The organism is Aerosticca soli (genome assembly GCF_003967035.1).
In the GTDB taxonomy this organism is placed as follows: domain Bacteria; phylum Pseudomonadota; class Gammaproteobacteria; order Xanthomonadales; family Rhodanobacteraceae; genus Aerosticca; species Aerosticca soli.
The window spans coordinates 1,055,865-1,069,916 of record NZ_AP018560.1 but is presented as its reverse complement, the minus strand read 5'-3'; the positions used below and the strand labels follow the sequence as shown (position 1 = coordinate 1,069,916).

Genomic DNA, 14,052 nt, shown 5'->3' with positions numbered 1-14,052 from the left:
TCCCTTCTAGCAAGTTTGGACGGTCTGCCATCGTAGCAGTGGACGCCGAAAGCGCAAGCATCATCCCTGCCGATGCGGGTCATGGCCGGGCAGGTCGTCGGGGCAATGCGGATCGTCGACCTGCACCGTCGCGTGGCGAATACCGAAACGGTCGCGCAGCATGCGATGCACTTCGGACAGCGCCCGGGACCGGCCTTCCTCACCGGCCAGGCGCACGTGCAAGGTGGCGATGCGCGCCCCGGAGGCGAGCTGCCACACGTGGACGTGATGGACATCGCGGATGGCGGCATCGGCCTCGTGCAGCGCGCTGGCCAGCTCGGTGGTGTCGAGCCCTTCGGGCACGCCTTCGAGCAGGATGTGCGAGGCCCGGCGCAGCAGTCGCCAGGCACTGCCCAGGATCAGCAAGGCGACCAGCAGCGACAGGACCGGGTCGGCGAAGGTCCAGCCGCCCCAGCGCACCGCCAGCGCTGCCAGCACGGCGGCGATGGAACCCAAAAGATCGCCGAGCACGTGCAGGGCGGCCGCGCCGGTATTGACATCGTCATGCGCGTGTCCATGCAGGATGCGCAACACCAGCAGGTTGACCGCCAGCCCCGCCAGCGCCACCAGCAGCATGGGGCCGGACAGGATGCGCACCGCATCCAGATGCAGCAGCCGGCCGATCGCCTCCCAGACGATGAAGCCGACCAGGACGAACTGCAGCAACGCGTTGACGAAGCCGGCCAGAACCTCCAGCCGGCCGTAGCCGTAGCTGCGGCGCGCATCGGCCGGACGCGCGGCCAGCCATGCCCCCACCACCGCCAGCAGCAGGCCCAGGGTGTCGACCAGCATGTGTCCGGCATCGGCCAGCAGCGCAAGCGATCCCGACCACCAGCCGCCGATCACCTCGAACACGGTCATCGCCGCCGTCAGGGCCAGCGCGGCCAGGAGCCGGCCGGGCCGCCGCGATCCCGCGTGCGGTCGATGCCTGGCCTCGTCCATAGAAGTGGACGCATGCCGATGGTGCGCGTGCGAGGCGTGATGGGAACTCATCGCTGCATGCTAGGCGGCGTCGGCGCTGCTACACAATCGCGAGGACGCGCCAGGCATCAGTGCACGCAGTAGCGGCCATGCACGTGCGCGTAGGCGCGGTCGGTGCGCAGGTTGACCCAATGCCCGCAGGCGACCAGGAGTCCGCCACAGGTGACCAGGGTGCTGTGCACCGCGATCGATCCTTCCGCCAGGGTGACGCCGAGCAGCAGAAGCGCCAGGCCGGGCAGCGCGAGCAGCAGCGGGCGGGGCCGGTGATGCCGGCGATAGCCATGGCCCAGGCTGAGCAGGGCCAGCAGGCAGGCGAAGACGACGAAGCCGCGCTCGAAGCGGTGGTCGGCCAGAAACCCGAGCCCGAACAGGGGCAGCAAGGCGAGCACGAAGGGCAGCAGTGCGCAGTGGATGGCGCACAGGAACGAGGCCAGCGCACCCAGCCGATCGGCCATCCACCATGCGCGACTCTTGTCGTCGGACCGTTCCACGCGCCGCATCCCGAAGGGGTTATTGCTATAAAGTAACACAATGCGGCCGCGAACCGGCTTTGCAAGCCTCGAGACGGCGCGTTTCAGGTTCTTCTCCCAACTGAGGGGAAGAACCAATTTTCAGCCAGGCCTCGTCAGCGGCAACGCTTGCACAGGCCGTGCACTTCCAAGGTCTGCGCCAGCGGCCGGAAACCGAGCGCCTCAGCCTGCGCCTCGATCAGCTCGGCGACGCGGGCGTCGCACACTTCCTCGGCGCTGGCGCAACGGTCGCAGATCAGGAATGGCACCTGGTGCGCCTGCTCCGGATGATGGCAGGCGACGTAGGCGTTGATCGATTCGAGCTTGTGGATGAAGCCGTGCTCGAGCAGAAAATCGAGCGCCCGGTAGACCGTGGGCGGCGCGGCATTGTCGTGGTGCTCACGCAGGCGCTCGAGCAGATCGTAGGCCTTGACCGGACGGCCGGCGGCGGCGATCAGTTCCAGCACCTCGCGGCGCAACGGGGTCAGCCTGAGTCCGCGCGCCTGGCTGGCGCGGGCGACCGCGGCGACATAGCCGGCCGGATCGGCATGATGCCGGTGATGCGCCGGCGGCTTGGCGTGGGACGGGGTCATGCATGCCACCTCCATGGCCATCATACATGCCCCTCGTGGCGACCGGCCGCGGGCAGGGGTGGCGGCTGCGCGGCCTTGGGTCGCAGCAGCACGACGAACCAGCCCAAGGGGCCAAGCGCGAGCGCCCAGAGCACGCCCTCCGCCGTCCGTCCGCGCCACCGTCCCAGCAGCGCGCCGACGGCCACCGAGATCGCGCCGAGCATGGTGAGTGCCGTCCACGGCACCAGCGACCACAAGCGGAAGAAGATCTTCCAGAACGCATCCGGCGCTTGCGTATCGATGCCCTGCGTCAACCGGGCGAGGAGCTCGTCCATGCCGGTGCCGCCATGCCTTACGCCGGCTGTGCGCGGCGCCGCGCCTCGTCGATCCGACGCAACGCCTCCTCGCGGCCGGTGAGGTAGATGGTCTGCTCGATCGACGGCGACACCTGGGTGCCGGTCATCGCCACCCGCAACGGCTGGGCCACCTTGCCCAGGCCAAGCCCCAGCCCGGCAGCGATCTCCTCCACTGCCGCCGCGATCGCCTCGGGTGTCCAGGGGCAGGACGCCAGACGGCTCTTGGCGGCATCGAGCACCGCCAGCGCCTGCTCGCCACGCAGATGCTTGGCGACGGCGTTTTCATCCCATTCGCGGATCGGCGCGTACCAGACCCGCGCACGCTCGGCCATTTCCTTGAGCGTATGCACGCGATCGCGCAAGGCCACGATGACCGCCGCCGGATCGGGGCCTTGCGCCGGATCGATGCCGAGCCGCGCCAGGTGCCAGCCGAACTCCGGCACCAGGCTGCGCGGATCGTCGGTCTTGAGGTAATGCTGGTTGAGCCAGTTGAGCTTTTCGATGTCGAAACGCGCGGCCGACTTGTTGACGTCGGCGATGTCGAACAGGCGAATCATCTCCTCGCGCGAGAAAATCTCCTGATCGCCGTGCGACCAGCCCAGCCGCACCAGGTAGTTGAGCAAGGCGTGCGGCAGATAGCCGGCCTCGCGGTATTCCATCACGCTCACCGAACCGGTCCGCTTGGAGAGCTTCTTGCCGTCCTTGTCCAGGATCATCGGCAGATGCGCGAAGGTCGGCACCGGCGCGCCGAGGGCGTGATAGAGGTTGATCTGGCGCGGGGTGTTATTGACGTGGTCGTCGCCGCGGATCACCTCGGTGATGCGCATGTCGATGTCGTCCACCACCACCGCGAAGTTGTAGGTGGGCCAGCCATCCGAGCGCAGGATCACGAGGTCGTCGAGCTCGGCGTTGGACCATTCCACCCGGCCCTTGATCCGATCCTCGAACACCACCGTGCCCTCGAGCGGATTCTTGAAGCGGATCACCCGGTTGGGATCGTCGCGCCAGGGTTCGTTGCGGTCCCGGTAATAGCCGTTGTAGCGGGGCTTCTCCCCGCGCGCCATGGCCGCCGCCCGCATCGCCTCGATCTCCTCGCGGGTCTCGTAGGCGTAGTAGGCCTTGCCGGCCTTGACCAGCGCCTCGGCGACTTCCTGGTAGCGGGCGCGGCGTGCGGTCTGGAAGATCGGGCCCTCGTCGGCGTCGAGCCCAAGCCAGTCCATGGCTTCGAGGATGGCCCGCACGGCCGCGTCGGTGGACCGCTCGCGGTCGGTGTCCTCGATCCGCAGCACGAACTGGCCACCCTGCCGGCGCGCCTCCAGCCAGCAATAGAGCGCCGTGCGGGCGCCGCCGATGTGCAGGTAGCCGGTGGGACTCGGGGCGAAGCGGGTGCGGACGGTCATGGGCGTGGCTTGGGCGGAGATGAACCGCCCATTCTACGGCGATCGGCCCCGAGCCACCGCCTTCATTGCACGTGCACGGTGATCCTGGACGACACCACCGGCGGGTCGAACGGCACGTGGTTGGCGTCGGCCAGCTCCAGCTGCAGCGTGTGCGTGCCAGGCGGCAGGGTCAGCGTGGTCTCGGTCTGCCCGCCGCCGAAGTGCAGATGCTGCGCGTCCTTGGGAATCGGCTGTCCCGGCGGCGGCAGGGTGTCCACATCGACCAGCAGATGATGATGGCCGGTGCCCGGCTTGACCACGCCCGCCGGCGCCACGCCCATGCCCTTGAGGCCGAAGCGCACGGTGAAGGTGCGCGGCACGGTCTCGCCATCGCGCGGCGAGATGATGTAGAGCTCCGTCCCCGGTGCGGGCCGCTGGACAGGGATCGGCGATGTCTGCCCGCAGGCACCGGTGGCGATGGCGAGGCCGAGCAGGGCCAGGGCGAGCTGTCGTCGTTTCATCGTCGTAGCGCTCCTTGGGGACAAGCGACACCGGATATAGCAGAACCGCCCGTCGATAGGAACGAGAGCGCTGCGGCAGAGGCGCACGCAAAAACCATCGCCCGGTGGACAGATGCGGCGCACTTCGACGTCATCGCCGCGTCACGCGCCGGCCATGCGTCGGCAATCGGCGCCGCGCAGAGTGGGCCACAACGGCCAGCCCAAGGCGTACGCCATGCGCATCGCCCTCGTCAGCGAGACTTATCCGCCGGAAATCAACGGCGTTGCACTCACCGTGCATGCGCTGGCCACGGGACTGGCCGGCCGCGGGCATACCGTCGAGATCCTTCGCCCCCGCCAGCGGCAGGCGGCGCCGGACGATCCCGGCGTGCTCGACGTTCCCCTGCCCGGCCTGCCGCTGCCCGGTTATCCGGGACTGCGTCTCGGCCTGCCGGCCACGCACTCCCTGTGCCGGCGCTGGCGACGCTGGCGGCCGGACGTGCTGTACATCGCCACCGAAGGTCCGCTCGGCCATGCCGCGCTGACCGCTGCCAGGCGGCTTGGCATCCCCGCGGCCACCGGTTTTCATACCCGCTTCGACAGCTACGCGGCGCATTACGGGCTGCGCTGGCTGGCGCCCTGGGTGCGCGCCTGTCTGCGCCGCTTTCACCGGCGCGCCGACGCCACGCTGGTGCCCACCGAGGCGCTCGCCGAGGAGCTGCGTGCACTGGGCGTGCCGCGCGTATGCGTCCTGCGCCGCGCGGTGGATACCACCCTGTTCCACCCGCAGCGCCGCGACGCGACCCTGCGCGCGCACTGGGGCGCGGATGGACACACGCCGGTCTGGCTCTACGTGGGCCGCCTGGCGCCGGAAAAGAACCTGGCGCTGGCGGTGCGCGCGTTCGAAGCCGCGCGGCAGGTCGTCCCCCGGCTGCGTTTCGTCCTGGTCGGCGACGGCCCGGCCCGCGCACGGCTCGCCGCCGACCATCCGGAACTCATCCTGGCCGGCGTCCAGCGCGGCGAGGCCTTGGCCAGGCACTATGCGAGCGCGGACCTGTTCGTCTTCCCCAGTCTGAGCGAGACCTTCGGCAACGTGATCCTGGAGGCGCTGGCCGCCGGATTGCCGGTGATCGCCCATAACCAGGCCGCCGCGCGCGAGCACGTCCGCGAGGGCCACAGCGGCCATCTGGTCGAGCCGGGCGACGAGGCCGGGTTCATCGAGGCCGCGACACGACTGAGCATCAATCCGGGATTGATCCGCCACATGGGCCGCGCCGCGCATGCCGCCACGGCCGCACTGTCGCCCGCCACCGTGATCGCCGACGCCGAGGCCCTGCTTGGCAGGCTGGCCGAAGGAGACCCGCATGTCCCCGCCACCATCGCCCCTGCCTGAACCCGCCCTCGGTCGGCCGGCACGGCTCGATCGCCGGCTGTGTCTGGCCGCCAACCGCTGGGGTACGCGCACCACCGTCGGTGCCTTCTTCGCACTGATCAGCCGGCTCGGCGACGGCATCTTCTGGTACGGGCTGATGCTGGCGCTGGCCGGCTGCGGCGGGCATCGCGGCCGCATCGCCGCGCTGCACATGGCCGCGACCGGGCTGGCCGCGCTCCTGCTCTATCGGCTGATCAAGCGACAGACGCGGCGGCCGCGGCCCTTCCGCGCCTGCCCCGGCGTGATCGCCCATCTGCCGCCGCTGGACGAATTCAGCTTTCCCTCCGGCCATACGCTGCAGGCGGTGGGTTTCACCGTGGTCGCGCTGGCGTGGTACCCGGCGCTGGCCCCGCTGCTGCTGGCCTTCACCGCGCTGGTGGCCGCCTCACGGGTGATCCTGGGCCTGCATTACCCGAGCGACGTGCTCGCGGCGATCGCGCTGGGGACCGTGCTCGGCGGCGGATCGCTATGGTTGGCCGGCAGTCCTTGAGCCGCCCTGCGCAGGAACTAAGCACGCCGTCGGCGGCCCATTGGCATTCAAGGAGATAGGCCACCTTTCCACAGGCTTTCCCGGCAACTTTCCACGGCACCTGTGGACAACGGCGGTCAGGCGGCCGCGCGCGGGGCCTTCTTGAGCAGGGCGAGCAGCGCGGCCAGCTTGTCGCGCATCTGCCGGCGATCGACGATGAGGTCGAGCGCCCCGTGTTCGAGCAGGAACTCCGAACGCTGGAAGCCCTCCGGCAGGGTTTCGCGCACGGTCTGCTCGATCACGCGCGTGCCGGCGAAACCGATCAGCGCCTTGGGTTCGCCGATGTTGATGTCGCCGAGCATGGCCAGGCTCGCCGACACGCCGCCGGTGGTCGGATTGGTCATCACGCTGATGTAGGGCACGCCCGCCTCACGCAGGCGCGCCAGCGCGGCGGCGGTCTTGGCCATCTGCATCAGCGAGAACAGCGCTTCCTGCATGCGTGCCCCGCCGGTGGCGGAAAAATTGACCAGTGCGCTGCGGTCGGCCAGCGCGAGCTCGGCCGCACGGGCGAACTTCTCGCCGACCACCGAGCCCATCGAGCCGCCCATGTAGGCGAACTCGAACGCGGTGGTCACCAGCGGCAGCCCCTTGAGCGTGCCGCTCATGGCGATCAGGGCGTCTTTCTCGCCGGTGGCTTTCTGCGCCGCCTGGATGCGGTCGCGGTACTTCTTGCTGTCGCGGAACTTGAGCGGGTCGGTCGGCTCCAGGCTGGCCCACAGCTCCTGCGCGCTGCCCGCATCGAGCAAGGCCAGCAGGCGCGTGCGGGCCCGGATCGGATGGTGGTGGGCGCACTTGGGGCAGACCATGAGGTTGCGCTCGAGCTCGGGCCGATAGAGCACGGTGCCGCAGCCGGCGCACTTTTCCCATACGCCCTCGGGCACCTTGCCGCGATTGGCGGCGGCGTGGGCCGGCGGACGGGTCCGCGGCGTCATGATTTTCTGCAGCCAGTTCATCGGCCCTCACCTCGACATTCGCAAAACAAAGACGCAGCCGGCCTTCAGCCGTCGAGCACGGCGCGGATCGGCGCCAGGAACCCGTGCGCGCGCGCCGCGATGTCCTGGGCATCCCGCGCACCGGCCAAGCGCTCGACCAGGGCGCTGCCGATCACCACGCCGTCGGCGAACGCGGCGATCGCCTTGGCGCTTGCCGCATCGCGTACGCCGAAACCCACCGCCACCGGCGCCTTCGCCCGGGTGCGCACCTCGGCCACGCGCGTGGCAATGTCGGCGACGCTGAGCCGTGCCGCGCCGGTGACACCGGCAAAGGCGACATAGTACAGGAAGCCCTCGGCCGCCTCGCACAAGCGGGCCAGACGCGCGGGCGCGGTGGTCGGCGCGGCGAGCAGGATGCGCTTCAGCCCCGCCGCGCGCAGCGGCTCGAGTACCCGGCCCTCTTCCAGCGGACAGTCGACCACCAGCACGCCATCCACGCCGGCGGCCACGGCCTCGGCGGCGAAGCGCGCATAGCCATGGATCTCGACGGGATTCAGATAACCCATCAACACGACCGGCGTATCGGCGTCGCGGCGCCGGAACTCATCGACCCAGGCGAGCACGTCGGCGAGACCGACGCCGGCGGCGAGCGCGCGTTCGCTGGCGTGCTGGATCACCGGACCGTCGGCCATCGGATCGGAAAACGGCACGCCGAGCTCGATCAGATCGGCGCCGGCGTCGACCAGCGCATGCATGAGCGGCACCACGTGCGCAGGCGCGGGATCGCCGGCGGTGACGAAGGGAATCAGCGCGGTGCGGCCGGCGGCCTTGAGCGCGGCGAAGCGGCGGTCGATGCGGTTCATACCTCCACCCCTTCGCGCGCGGCGATGGTGTGCACGTCCTTGTCGCCGCGGCCGGAGAGGTTGCACAGCACGATCGCGTCCTTCGGGTACTCGCGCGCCAGCTTGATCGCCTGCGCCACCGCGTGGCTGGATTCGAGCGCGGCCAGGATGCCCTCGGTACGGGCGAGCAGATGGAAGGCGGCGAGCGCTTCATCATCGGTGACGCCGACGTATTCGGCGCGGCCGGCATCCTTCAGGAACGCGTGCTCGGGGCCCACGCCCGGATAGTCCAGTCCGGCCGACACCGAATGCGTCTCGATGATCTGGCCATCGTCGTCGCACAGCACGTAGGTGCGATTGCCATGCAGCACACCGGGCCGTCCCGCCGCGAGCGAGGCCGCATGATGGCCGCTGGCGAGGCCCTCGCCCGCCGCCTCGGCGCCGACGATGCGCACGCCCTCGTCGTTGAGGAAGGCGTGGAACAGGCCGATCGCGTTGGAGCCGCCGCCCACGCAGGCGGTGATCGCGTCGGGCAGGCGGCCGTATTCCTCCAGCACCTGCGCGCGCGCCTCGCGGCCGACGATGGCGTTGAAGTCGCGCACCATCAGCGGATACGGATGCGGGCCGGCCACGGTGCCGATGATGTAGAAGGTGTCGGCGACGTGGGTGACCCAGTCGCGCATCGCCTCGTTGAGCGCGTCCTTGAGCGTCTTCGAGCCGGAGGTCACCGGCACCACCTGGGCGCCGAGCAATTTCATGCGGTAGACGTTGATCTTCTGCCGCTCGATGTCGGTGGCGCCCATGTAGACCACGCATTCCAGGCCCAGCCGCGCCGCCACCGTGGCGCTGGCCACGCCGTGCTGGCCGGCGCCGGTCTCGGCGATGATGCGCGTCTTGCCCATGTGCCGCGCGATCAACGCCTGACCGACGGTGTTGTTGATCTTGTGCGCGCCGGTGTGGTTGAGATCCTCACGCTTGAGCAGGATGCGCGCGCCGCCGACCTGGCGACTCAGCCGCTCGGCGAAGTACACCGGGCTCGGCCGGCCGACGTAGTGCTTGAGGTCGTAGTCGAGCTCGGCGAGGAAGTCCGGATCCTCGCGCAGGCGCAGATACGCGGCGGTGAGCTCGGCCAGCGGCGCCATCAGCGTCTCGGCGACGTACTGGCCGCCGTAATCACCGAAGCGGCCCTGCGCGTCGGGCCAGCGGTAAAAATCCGGGGATGCAGACATGCGTTTGTCCTGTGCCAAAAGCTACGAAAAGTCGAAACCGGCCGCAAGACCGGCATCCGCGGGCCAATCTAGCGCGCACCAGGGCTTTTCTTAAAGCGATAAGATCGCCAACGACGCTTGAGAAAAACTCACCATTGAGCCGCGAGCTGCCACCGCTGAACGCCCTGCGTGCCTTCGAGGCCGTCGCCCGGCTGGGCAGCGTGAGCCGTGCCGCCGAAGAGCTCCACGTCACCCATGGCGCGATCAGCCGCCAATTGCGCGCGCTGGAAGAAGCCGCTGGCCGGCCGCTGTTTTCACGGCAAGGCCGTGGTCTTGCACTCACGCCGACGGGCCAGCAGCTCCACGAGCGTATCGGCGCCCCCTTCGCACGGCTGCGCGAGGGCTGGGCCGCGCTGCGACAGCTTCCGCTGCAGGCGCCGTTCGTGCTCGGCTGCTCGGCGAGCGTGCTCGCGCGCTGGATGATTCCACGGCTGGAACGGCTGGGCCGCGAGCTGCCCACGCTGCGCCTGCATCTGGCCGCGCAGGAGGACATGCCTGGCGCGCACTTGCCCGGCCTGGATGCCGCACTGTTGCTCGCCGCCCCGCCCTGGCCGCGCGACTGGCAGGTGCACGAGCTGGCCGCCGAACGGATCGGGCCGGTGCTGAGCCCGCGCGGGTCCAGCGCCCGCCGTCTGCGTGGGCAACCGGCCCGCGCCTTGGGTGGCGAATCGCTGCTGCACACCACCTCGCGACCACAAGCGTGGCCGGAATGGGCCAGAGCGATGCGATTGCCGGCGCATACGCTGCAGCCCACACAGGCATTCGATCATCTCTATTTCATGCTGGAGGCGGCCGTGGCCGGCCTCGGCGTGGCGATCGCACCGGAGCCGCTGGTGGCCGATGAACTTGCCGCCGGCCGCCTGCTCGCCCCCTGGGGTTTCAGGCGCACCCGGGCGCGCTGGATACTGGCGGCGCCGGCGCGCAGCGAGGATGCGCGGGTGGTGGCGCTGGCGAAGTGGTTGCGCACGGAACTGGCGGAACGCGAATAAGCGCCGGCCTGCCTGCAGTGCGCGAGCCCATTCGCCAGCGGCCATGTGCAAGCCCAAGGATGGCCACACGCGACGGACCGCGTGCGGTTTCGCTCAGGCACCCAGGATCACCGGTCGACAAGGCGGGCCCGGGCGACGCGTCCGACAGGCCTCGGCCCTCATCGCACCGCCGGCACCGGGTATCGGCGGCGCCGGGACGGCCGGGCGATCGACGCGTTGCCTTCGTCCACCGCTTCGTCCACGGCGTTCGCGTTCGATGCCCATCGGAATCGCCGGCGGGCTGTTTCTCAGCTTCCGCCAGCCGCGCCCGCCGGAAACGGCTCTTGTCCGGCATCCGCCGCGCGTACGGCGGCGATGAAAGCCTGCAGCCGCGCCGGATCCTTCACGCCTGGAGTGGCCTCGATGCCGCTGGCCACGTCCACCGCCCACGGCCGCGCGATGCGGATGGCCTCGGCCACGTTGCCGGCATCGAGGCCGCCGGCCAGCACCAGCGGCTGCGCCGGATCGCGCGGCAGCAGCGACCAATCGAAAGCCCGGCCTTGCCCACCGGTTTCCCCGGGCGCGTGGCCGTCCAGCAGCAGCGCGGCGGCACGCGGGTAATCACGCAGGCGCGCCAGCGCGGCGGCACCTTCGCCCATGGGGATGGTCTTGAGGTAGCGACGGCCGAACTGCGCGCACCAGGCATCCGACTCACCGCCGTGAAACTGCAGGAGGTCCGGCGCGACCGCGGCGACGACCTCGCGCACCCACGCGGCCTCATCGTCCATGAACAACGCCACGCTGGTCACGAAGGGCGGCAGCGCCGCGACGATCGCCCGCCCTTGGGCGAGGTCGATGCAGCGCCGGCTGCGCGCAGTGAACACCATGCCGATGGCATCGGCGCCGAGGCGTGCGGCAAGCAGGGCGTCCTCCACCCGCGTCATGCCGCAGCACTTGATGCGCGTCATCGGCTGACCTCGGCAGGCAGGCCCCAGTGCGCCTCGTAGCGGGGGCCCAGAAAGGTCAGGCCGGCGGCCGGTGCCGTGGGGCCGGCCGCCTCGCGGTCGCGTCCGGCCAGCAGCTCGGCCAGCCATGTGACCGGCCGCTCGCCGCGCCCCACCGGCAGCAGGCTGCCGACGATGTTGCGCACCATGTGATGCAGAAAGGCGTTGGCCTCGATGTCCACGATCACCTTCTCGCCCTGCCGACGCACCTCCAGGCCGAACACCGCGCGACGCGCATGCGCGGCCTGGCAGGAGGCGGCACGAAAGGCGCCGAAATCGTGCTCGCCCAGCAGCGCCTGCGCCGCCTCGTGCATGCGCGCGGCATCCAGCGGTCGCGGCTCCCAGGCGAGCTGGCGGGCATCCAGCGCGGGACGCACCGGCCGGTTGAGGATGCGATAGCGATAACGCCGGCTGCGGGCGGAAAAACGCGCATGGAAAGCCGGATCGACCTCATGCGCCCACAGCACCGCCACGGCGGTGGGCAGCAGGGCGCAGGCGCCCAGCGTCCAGCCGCGCATCGGACGCTGCGCCTCGGTGTCGAAATGCACCACCTGGCAGCGCGCATGCACGCCGGCATCGGTGCGCCCGGCACAGGTCACCGTCACCGGGTGGGCAGCCACCTTCGACAACGCAGCCTCGATCGCAGCCTGCACGGTGGCGCCATGGGCAAGGCGCTGCCAGCCCAGAAAATCGGTGCCTTCGTATTCGATGCCGAGGGCGATGCGCATGCTGCCGGTTGGCCTGCAAAAGGGGGCGAGCTTAACAGCAGCCCTTCATTCGGCGGGGCGTGCGCGCCAGCACAACCCGAGCGCGACCCAGCCGGCGACGAAGGCCAATCCGCCGACCGGCGTGATCGCGCCGAAGCCGTGCGGCGCGCCGAGCGCGAGCGCATAGAGGCTGCCGCTGAAGAGCACCACGCCGAGCCCGAAAGCCCAGCGGGCGACACGCCGCGCCGGCCCGGGCGGCGCCGACAGGCTGGCGGCAAGCGCCAGGGCGTGCCAGAAGTGGTACTCCACCGCGGTGTGCCAGAGCGCCGTGGCGCGGGCGTCGAGGACGTCGTGCAAGGCGTGTGCGCCGAATGCGCCGAGCAGTACCGCACTCGCGCCGGCGAGCGCCACCGCCGTGCCTGCGCTGAAAATCACAGCCCGCATCGTTTTGCCTCCTCAAGACCGCCGGTGGCCGGTGTCGTATGCTAACCGCGCATGATCACCGCCCTGCTCCGTTCCCCGCTGCGTCGCTTGCTGCCGCTCTTGGCGCTGCTGATGCTGGCGGCCTGTTCCTCGTCGGCGCCGCAACCCTGGCGACTCACCGACATCAGCGGACACATGCCCGATCTCGACTTCAACCTCGTCGACGACGGTGGGCGTGCGGTCAGTGGCCGTGACTACCGCGGCAAGGTGGTGCTGCTCTATTTCGGCTATACGCATTGCCCGGACGTCTGCCCGATGACGCTCGCCCAGCTGCACGTGGTGATGCAGCGCTTGGGCCCCCTGGCCGACGACGCGCGCATCCTGTTCGTGAGCGTGGACCCGGCGCGCGACACGCCCGCCGTCTTGCATGCCTACGTCAATGCCTTCGACCCCCGCGCGGTGGGCCTCACCGGCTCGCCCAGGGCGATCGAGGCGCTGGTCAAGCGCTATCGCTCGGCCTTCAGCCGCGAACCACCACGCAGCGACGGCCAGTACGAAGTCAGCCACAGCTCGGCCATCTACATCTTCGATCGCGACGGCAAGGCCCGTCTGCTCGCCACGCCGGCGCACCCGCAGGACGATCTGGTCCACGACCTCCACCTGCTGCTCGCCGCACCCGGCCACTGAAGCGCACCCGGTCAGGAACGCGGCGACGTCAGCGCCGCGCCTGCGACCGGCGCCTGACGGGGCGGCGCGTGGCGTTGCGATCGTCGGGAAAGACGCAGCCAGTGGCGCAAAGCCAGCAGCGAGCCGGCGACCTCGACCATCGCCGCGGGAATCCAGATGATCAGCCCGCCGACCATCTGCCCGGTCAGCACGTTGAAGGTGAAGGCGCGGCCGCAGATCTCGAAGATGGGATAGAGATCGCGCTTGGCCAGCGCCACCACCGCGCCGGCGACGATCTGCGGCGTCATGGTGATGGCCGGCGATAGCACGCGCAGCCCGGCCGGCATGCGCGCCGGCGGATGCGGACGATGGTCCAGCACCAGCGACCAGTAGACGAAGCCGCTGAGCAGCATCGACCAGTTCATGAAGCGGTACACGCGCCAGTCCAGCATCGCCAGCGTCTGCAGCGGCGGGATCAGCCAGATCAGCACGAAGGCGATGAACAGCACCGTCGCCAGCAGCGGATTGAACAGCACGGCGCTCGCCGCCTGCCACGGCCGCGAGCGCTCCAGGCGGCGCAGCCCGCGCGCACGCCAGGACAGCGGCAGCCCGGCGCGCAACACGGATCGCGGGTAGCCCGCCACGATCAGCAGCGGAGCCAGGTGATGCAGGAGCAGCTGCTGCAGCCGGTGCATGAAGAACTCGTGCTCGGCATAGAAATCGAGATAGGTGTGCAGCGAGAGGTAGATCACCCCCAGACCACTCCAGAAGGCCGCGCGCCGCGCGCCGGAGACGTGCAGGCGTCGGCAGCCCCGCGCGTACAGCACCGCGGCCAGCACGCAGGCGCACAGCAGCGTCCAGGAAAACTCCCACGGCTCGATCCACTTCAACAACCAGCTCATCGCTTCACCATCGCAAGACGCCCGCAGGGCGCAGGTCATGGCC

General features: G+C 70.1%; 17 protein-coding genes. 4 read left to right on the top strand and 13 right to left on the bottom strand.

Annotated features, from left to right (window positions below; all coding sequences use genetic code 11):
* Positions 1 to 60: 60 nt before the first annotated feature.
* The 6 genes from ALSL_RS04930 to ALSL_RS04905 form a co-directional block, all read right to left on the bottom strand.
* Positions 61 to 1,032, bottom strand: coding sequence for a cation diffusion facilitator family transporter (locus tag ALSL_RS04930; RefSeq protein WP_126537003.1), 972 nt, complete (start codon positions 1,030 to 1,032; stop codon positions 61 to 63).
* Positions 1,033 to 1,088: 56 nt separating this feature from the next.
* The gene (locus tag ALSL_RS04925; RefSeq protein WP_126540035.1) at positions 1,089 to 1,475 is read right to left on the bottom strand and encodes a MerC domain-containing protein; all 387 of its coding nucleotides are present in this window, start codon (positions 1,473 to 1,475) and stop codon (positions 1,089 to 1,091) included.
* A gap of 170 nt (positions 1,476 to 1,645) precedes the next feature.
* Positions 1,646 to 2,122 carry a transcriptional repressor gene (locus ALSL_RS04920; RefSeq protein ID WP_231700298.1) on the bottom strand — a complete coding sequence of 159 codons (477 nt, stop codon included), beginning with the start codon at positions 2,120 to 2,122 and terminating at the stop codon, positions 1,646 to 1,648.
* 20 nt (positions 2,123 to 2,142) lie between these two features.
* Positions 2,143 to 2,436 carry a hypothetical protein gene (locus ALSL_RS04915; protein ID WP_126536999.1) on the bottom strand — a complete coding sequence of 98 codons (294 nt, stop codon included), beginning with the start codon at positions 2,434 to 2,436 and terminating at the stop codon, positions 2,143 to 2,145.
* Positions 2,437 to 2,453: 17 nt separating this feature from the next.
* Positions 2,454 to 3,857, bottom strand: a complete 1,404-nt coding sequence (gene gltX, locus ALSL_RS04910) for a glutamate--tRNA ligase (protein WP_126536997.1) — start codon at positions 3,855 to 3,857, stop codon at positions 2,454 to 2,456.
* A 62-nt stretch (positions 3,858 to 3,919) separates the two neighbouring features.
* Positions 3,920 to 4,357 (bottom strand): DUF4399 domain-containing protein, encoded by a 438-nt coding sequence (locus ALSL_RS04905; RefSeq protein WP_126536995.1) that lies wholly within the window; start codon positions 4,355 to 4,357, stop codon positions 3,920 to 3,922.
* Between the two features lie 214 nt (positions 4,358 to 4,571).
* Between ALSL_RS04905 and ALSL_RS04900 the strand changes: the two genes are divergently transcribed.
* Together ALSL_RS04900 and ALSL_RS04895 are read left to right on the top strand one after the other, a co-directional pair.
* Positions 4,572 to 5,729: a glycosyltransferase family 4 protein gene (locus ALSL_RS04900; RefSeq protein ID WP_126536993.1), complete on the top strand. Its 1,158-nt coding sequence runs from the start codon at positions 4,572 to 4,574 to the stop codon at positions 5,727 to 5,729.
* Entirely contained in the window at positions 5,701 to 6,258 is a 558-nt protein-coding gene (locus ALSL_RS04895) for a phosphatase PAP2 family protein (RefSeq protein ID WP_126536991.1), read from the top strand. Before ALSL_RS04900 ends, ALSL_RS04895 begins: the two co-directional genes overlap by 29 nt.
* Positions 6,259 to 6,374: 116 nt before the next feature.
* Here ALSL_RS04895 and accD read toward each other — a convergent pair whose 3' ends face one another.
* The 3 genes from accD to trpB are packed head-to-tail and all read right to left on the bottom strand — an operon-like array spanning position 6,375 to position 9,300.
* Complete coding sequence (gene accD / locus ALSL_RS04890; RefSeq protein WP_126536989.1) at positions 6,375 to 7,250, bottom strand: acetyl-CoA carboxylase, carboxyltransferase subunit beta; 876 nt, start codon at positions 7,248 to 7,250, stop codon at positions 6,375 to 6,377.
* Positions 7,251 to 7,294: 44 nt separating this feature from the next.
* Positions 7,295 to 8,092 carry a tryptophan synthase subunit alpha gene (trpA, locus tag ALSL_RS04885; RefSeq protein WP_126536987.1) on the bottom strand — a complete coding sequence of 266 codons (798 nt, stop codon included), beginning with the start codon at positions 8,090 to 8,092 and terminating at the stop codon, positions 7,295 to 7,297.
* Positions 8,089 to 9,300, bottom strand: a complete 1,212-nt coding sequence (gene trpB, locus ALSL_RS04880; protein WP_126536985.1) for a tryptophan synthase subunit beta — start codon at positions 9,298 to 9,300, stop codon at positions 8,089 to 8,091. Before trpB ends, trpA begins: the two co-directional genes overlap by 4 nt.
* 134 nt (positions 9,301 to 9,434) lie before the next feature.
* Here trpB and ALSL_RS04875 point away from each other — a divergent pair, with 134 nt between their 5' ends.
* Positions 9,435 to 10,328: a LysR family transcriptional regulator gene (locus tag ALSL_RS04875; RefSeq protein WP_174928829.1), complete on the top strand. Its 894-nt coding sequence runs from the start codon at positions 9,435 to 9,437 to the stop codon at positions 10,326 to 10,328.
* 287 nt (positions 10,329 to 10,615) lie between these two features.
* Here the strand turns inward: ALSL_RS04875 and ALSL_RS04870 are convergent, their stop codons facing one another.
* Genes ALSL_RS04870 through ALSL_RS04860 form a run of 3 tightly spaced genes read right to left on the bottom strand, consistent with a single transcriptional unit; the run spans position 10,616 to position 12,462 of the window.
* Entirely contained in the window at positions 10,616 to 11,275 is a 660-nt protein-coding gene (locus ALSL_RS04870; RefSeq protein WP_126536981.1) for a phosphoribosylanthranilate isomerase, read from the bottom strand.
* Positions 11,272 to 12,039 (bottom strand): tRNA pseudouridine(38-40) synthase TruA, encoded by a 768-nt coding sequence (gene truA / locus ALSL_RS04865; protein ID WP_126536979.1) that lies wholly within the window; start codon positions 12,037 to 12,039, stop codon positions 11,272 to 11,274. The genes ALSL_RS04870 and truA overlap by 4 nt, the downstream gene beginning before the upstream one ends.
* Positions 12,040 to 12,084: 45 nt before the next feature.
* A complete protein-coding gene (locus ALSL_RS04860) occupies positions 12,085 to 12,462 on the bottom strand; it encodes a DUF423 domain-containing protein (protein WP_126536977.1) in 378 nt (125 codons plus the stop codon).
* Between the two features lie 51 nt (positions 12,463 to 12,513).
* Here ALSL_RS04860 and ALSL_RS04855 point away from each other — a divergent pair, with 51 nt between their 5' ends.
* The gene (locus tag ALSL_RS04855; protein WP_126536975.1) at positions 12,514 to 13,128 is read left to right on the top strand and encodes an SCO family protein; all 615 of its coding nucleotides are present in this window, start codon (positions 12,514 to 12,516) and stop codon (positions 13,126 to 13,128) included.
* A gap of 11 nt (positions 13,129 to 13,139) precedes the next feature.
* Here ALSL_RS04855 and ALSL_RS04850 read toward each other — a convergent pair whose 3' ends face one another.
* Complete coding sequence (locus ALSL_RS04850; protein ID WP_126536973.1) at positions 13,140 to 14,009, bottom strand: cytochrome c oxidase assembly protein; 870 nt, start codon at positions 14,007 to 14,009, stop codon at positions 13,140 to 13,142.
* Positions 14,010 to 14,052 lie beyond the last annotated feature (43 nt).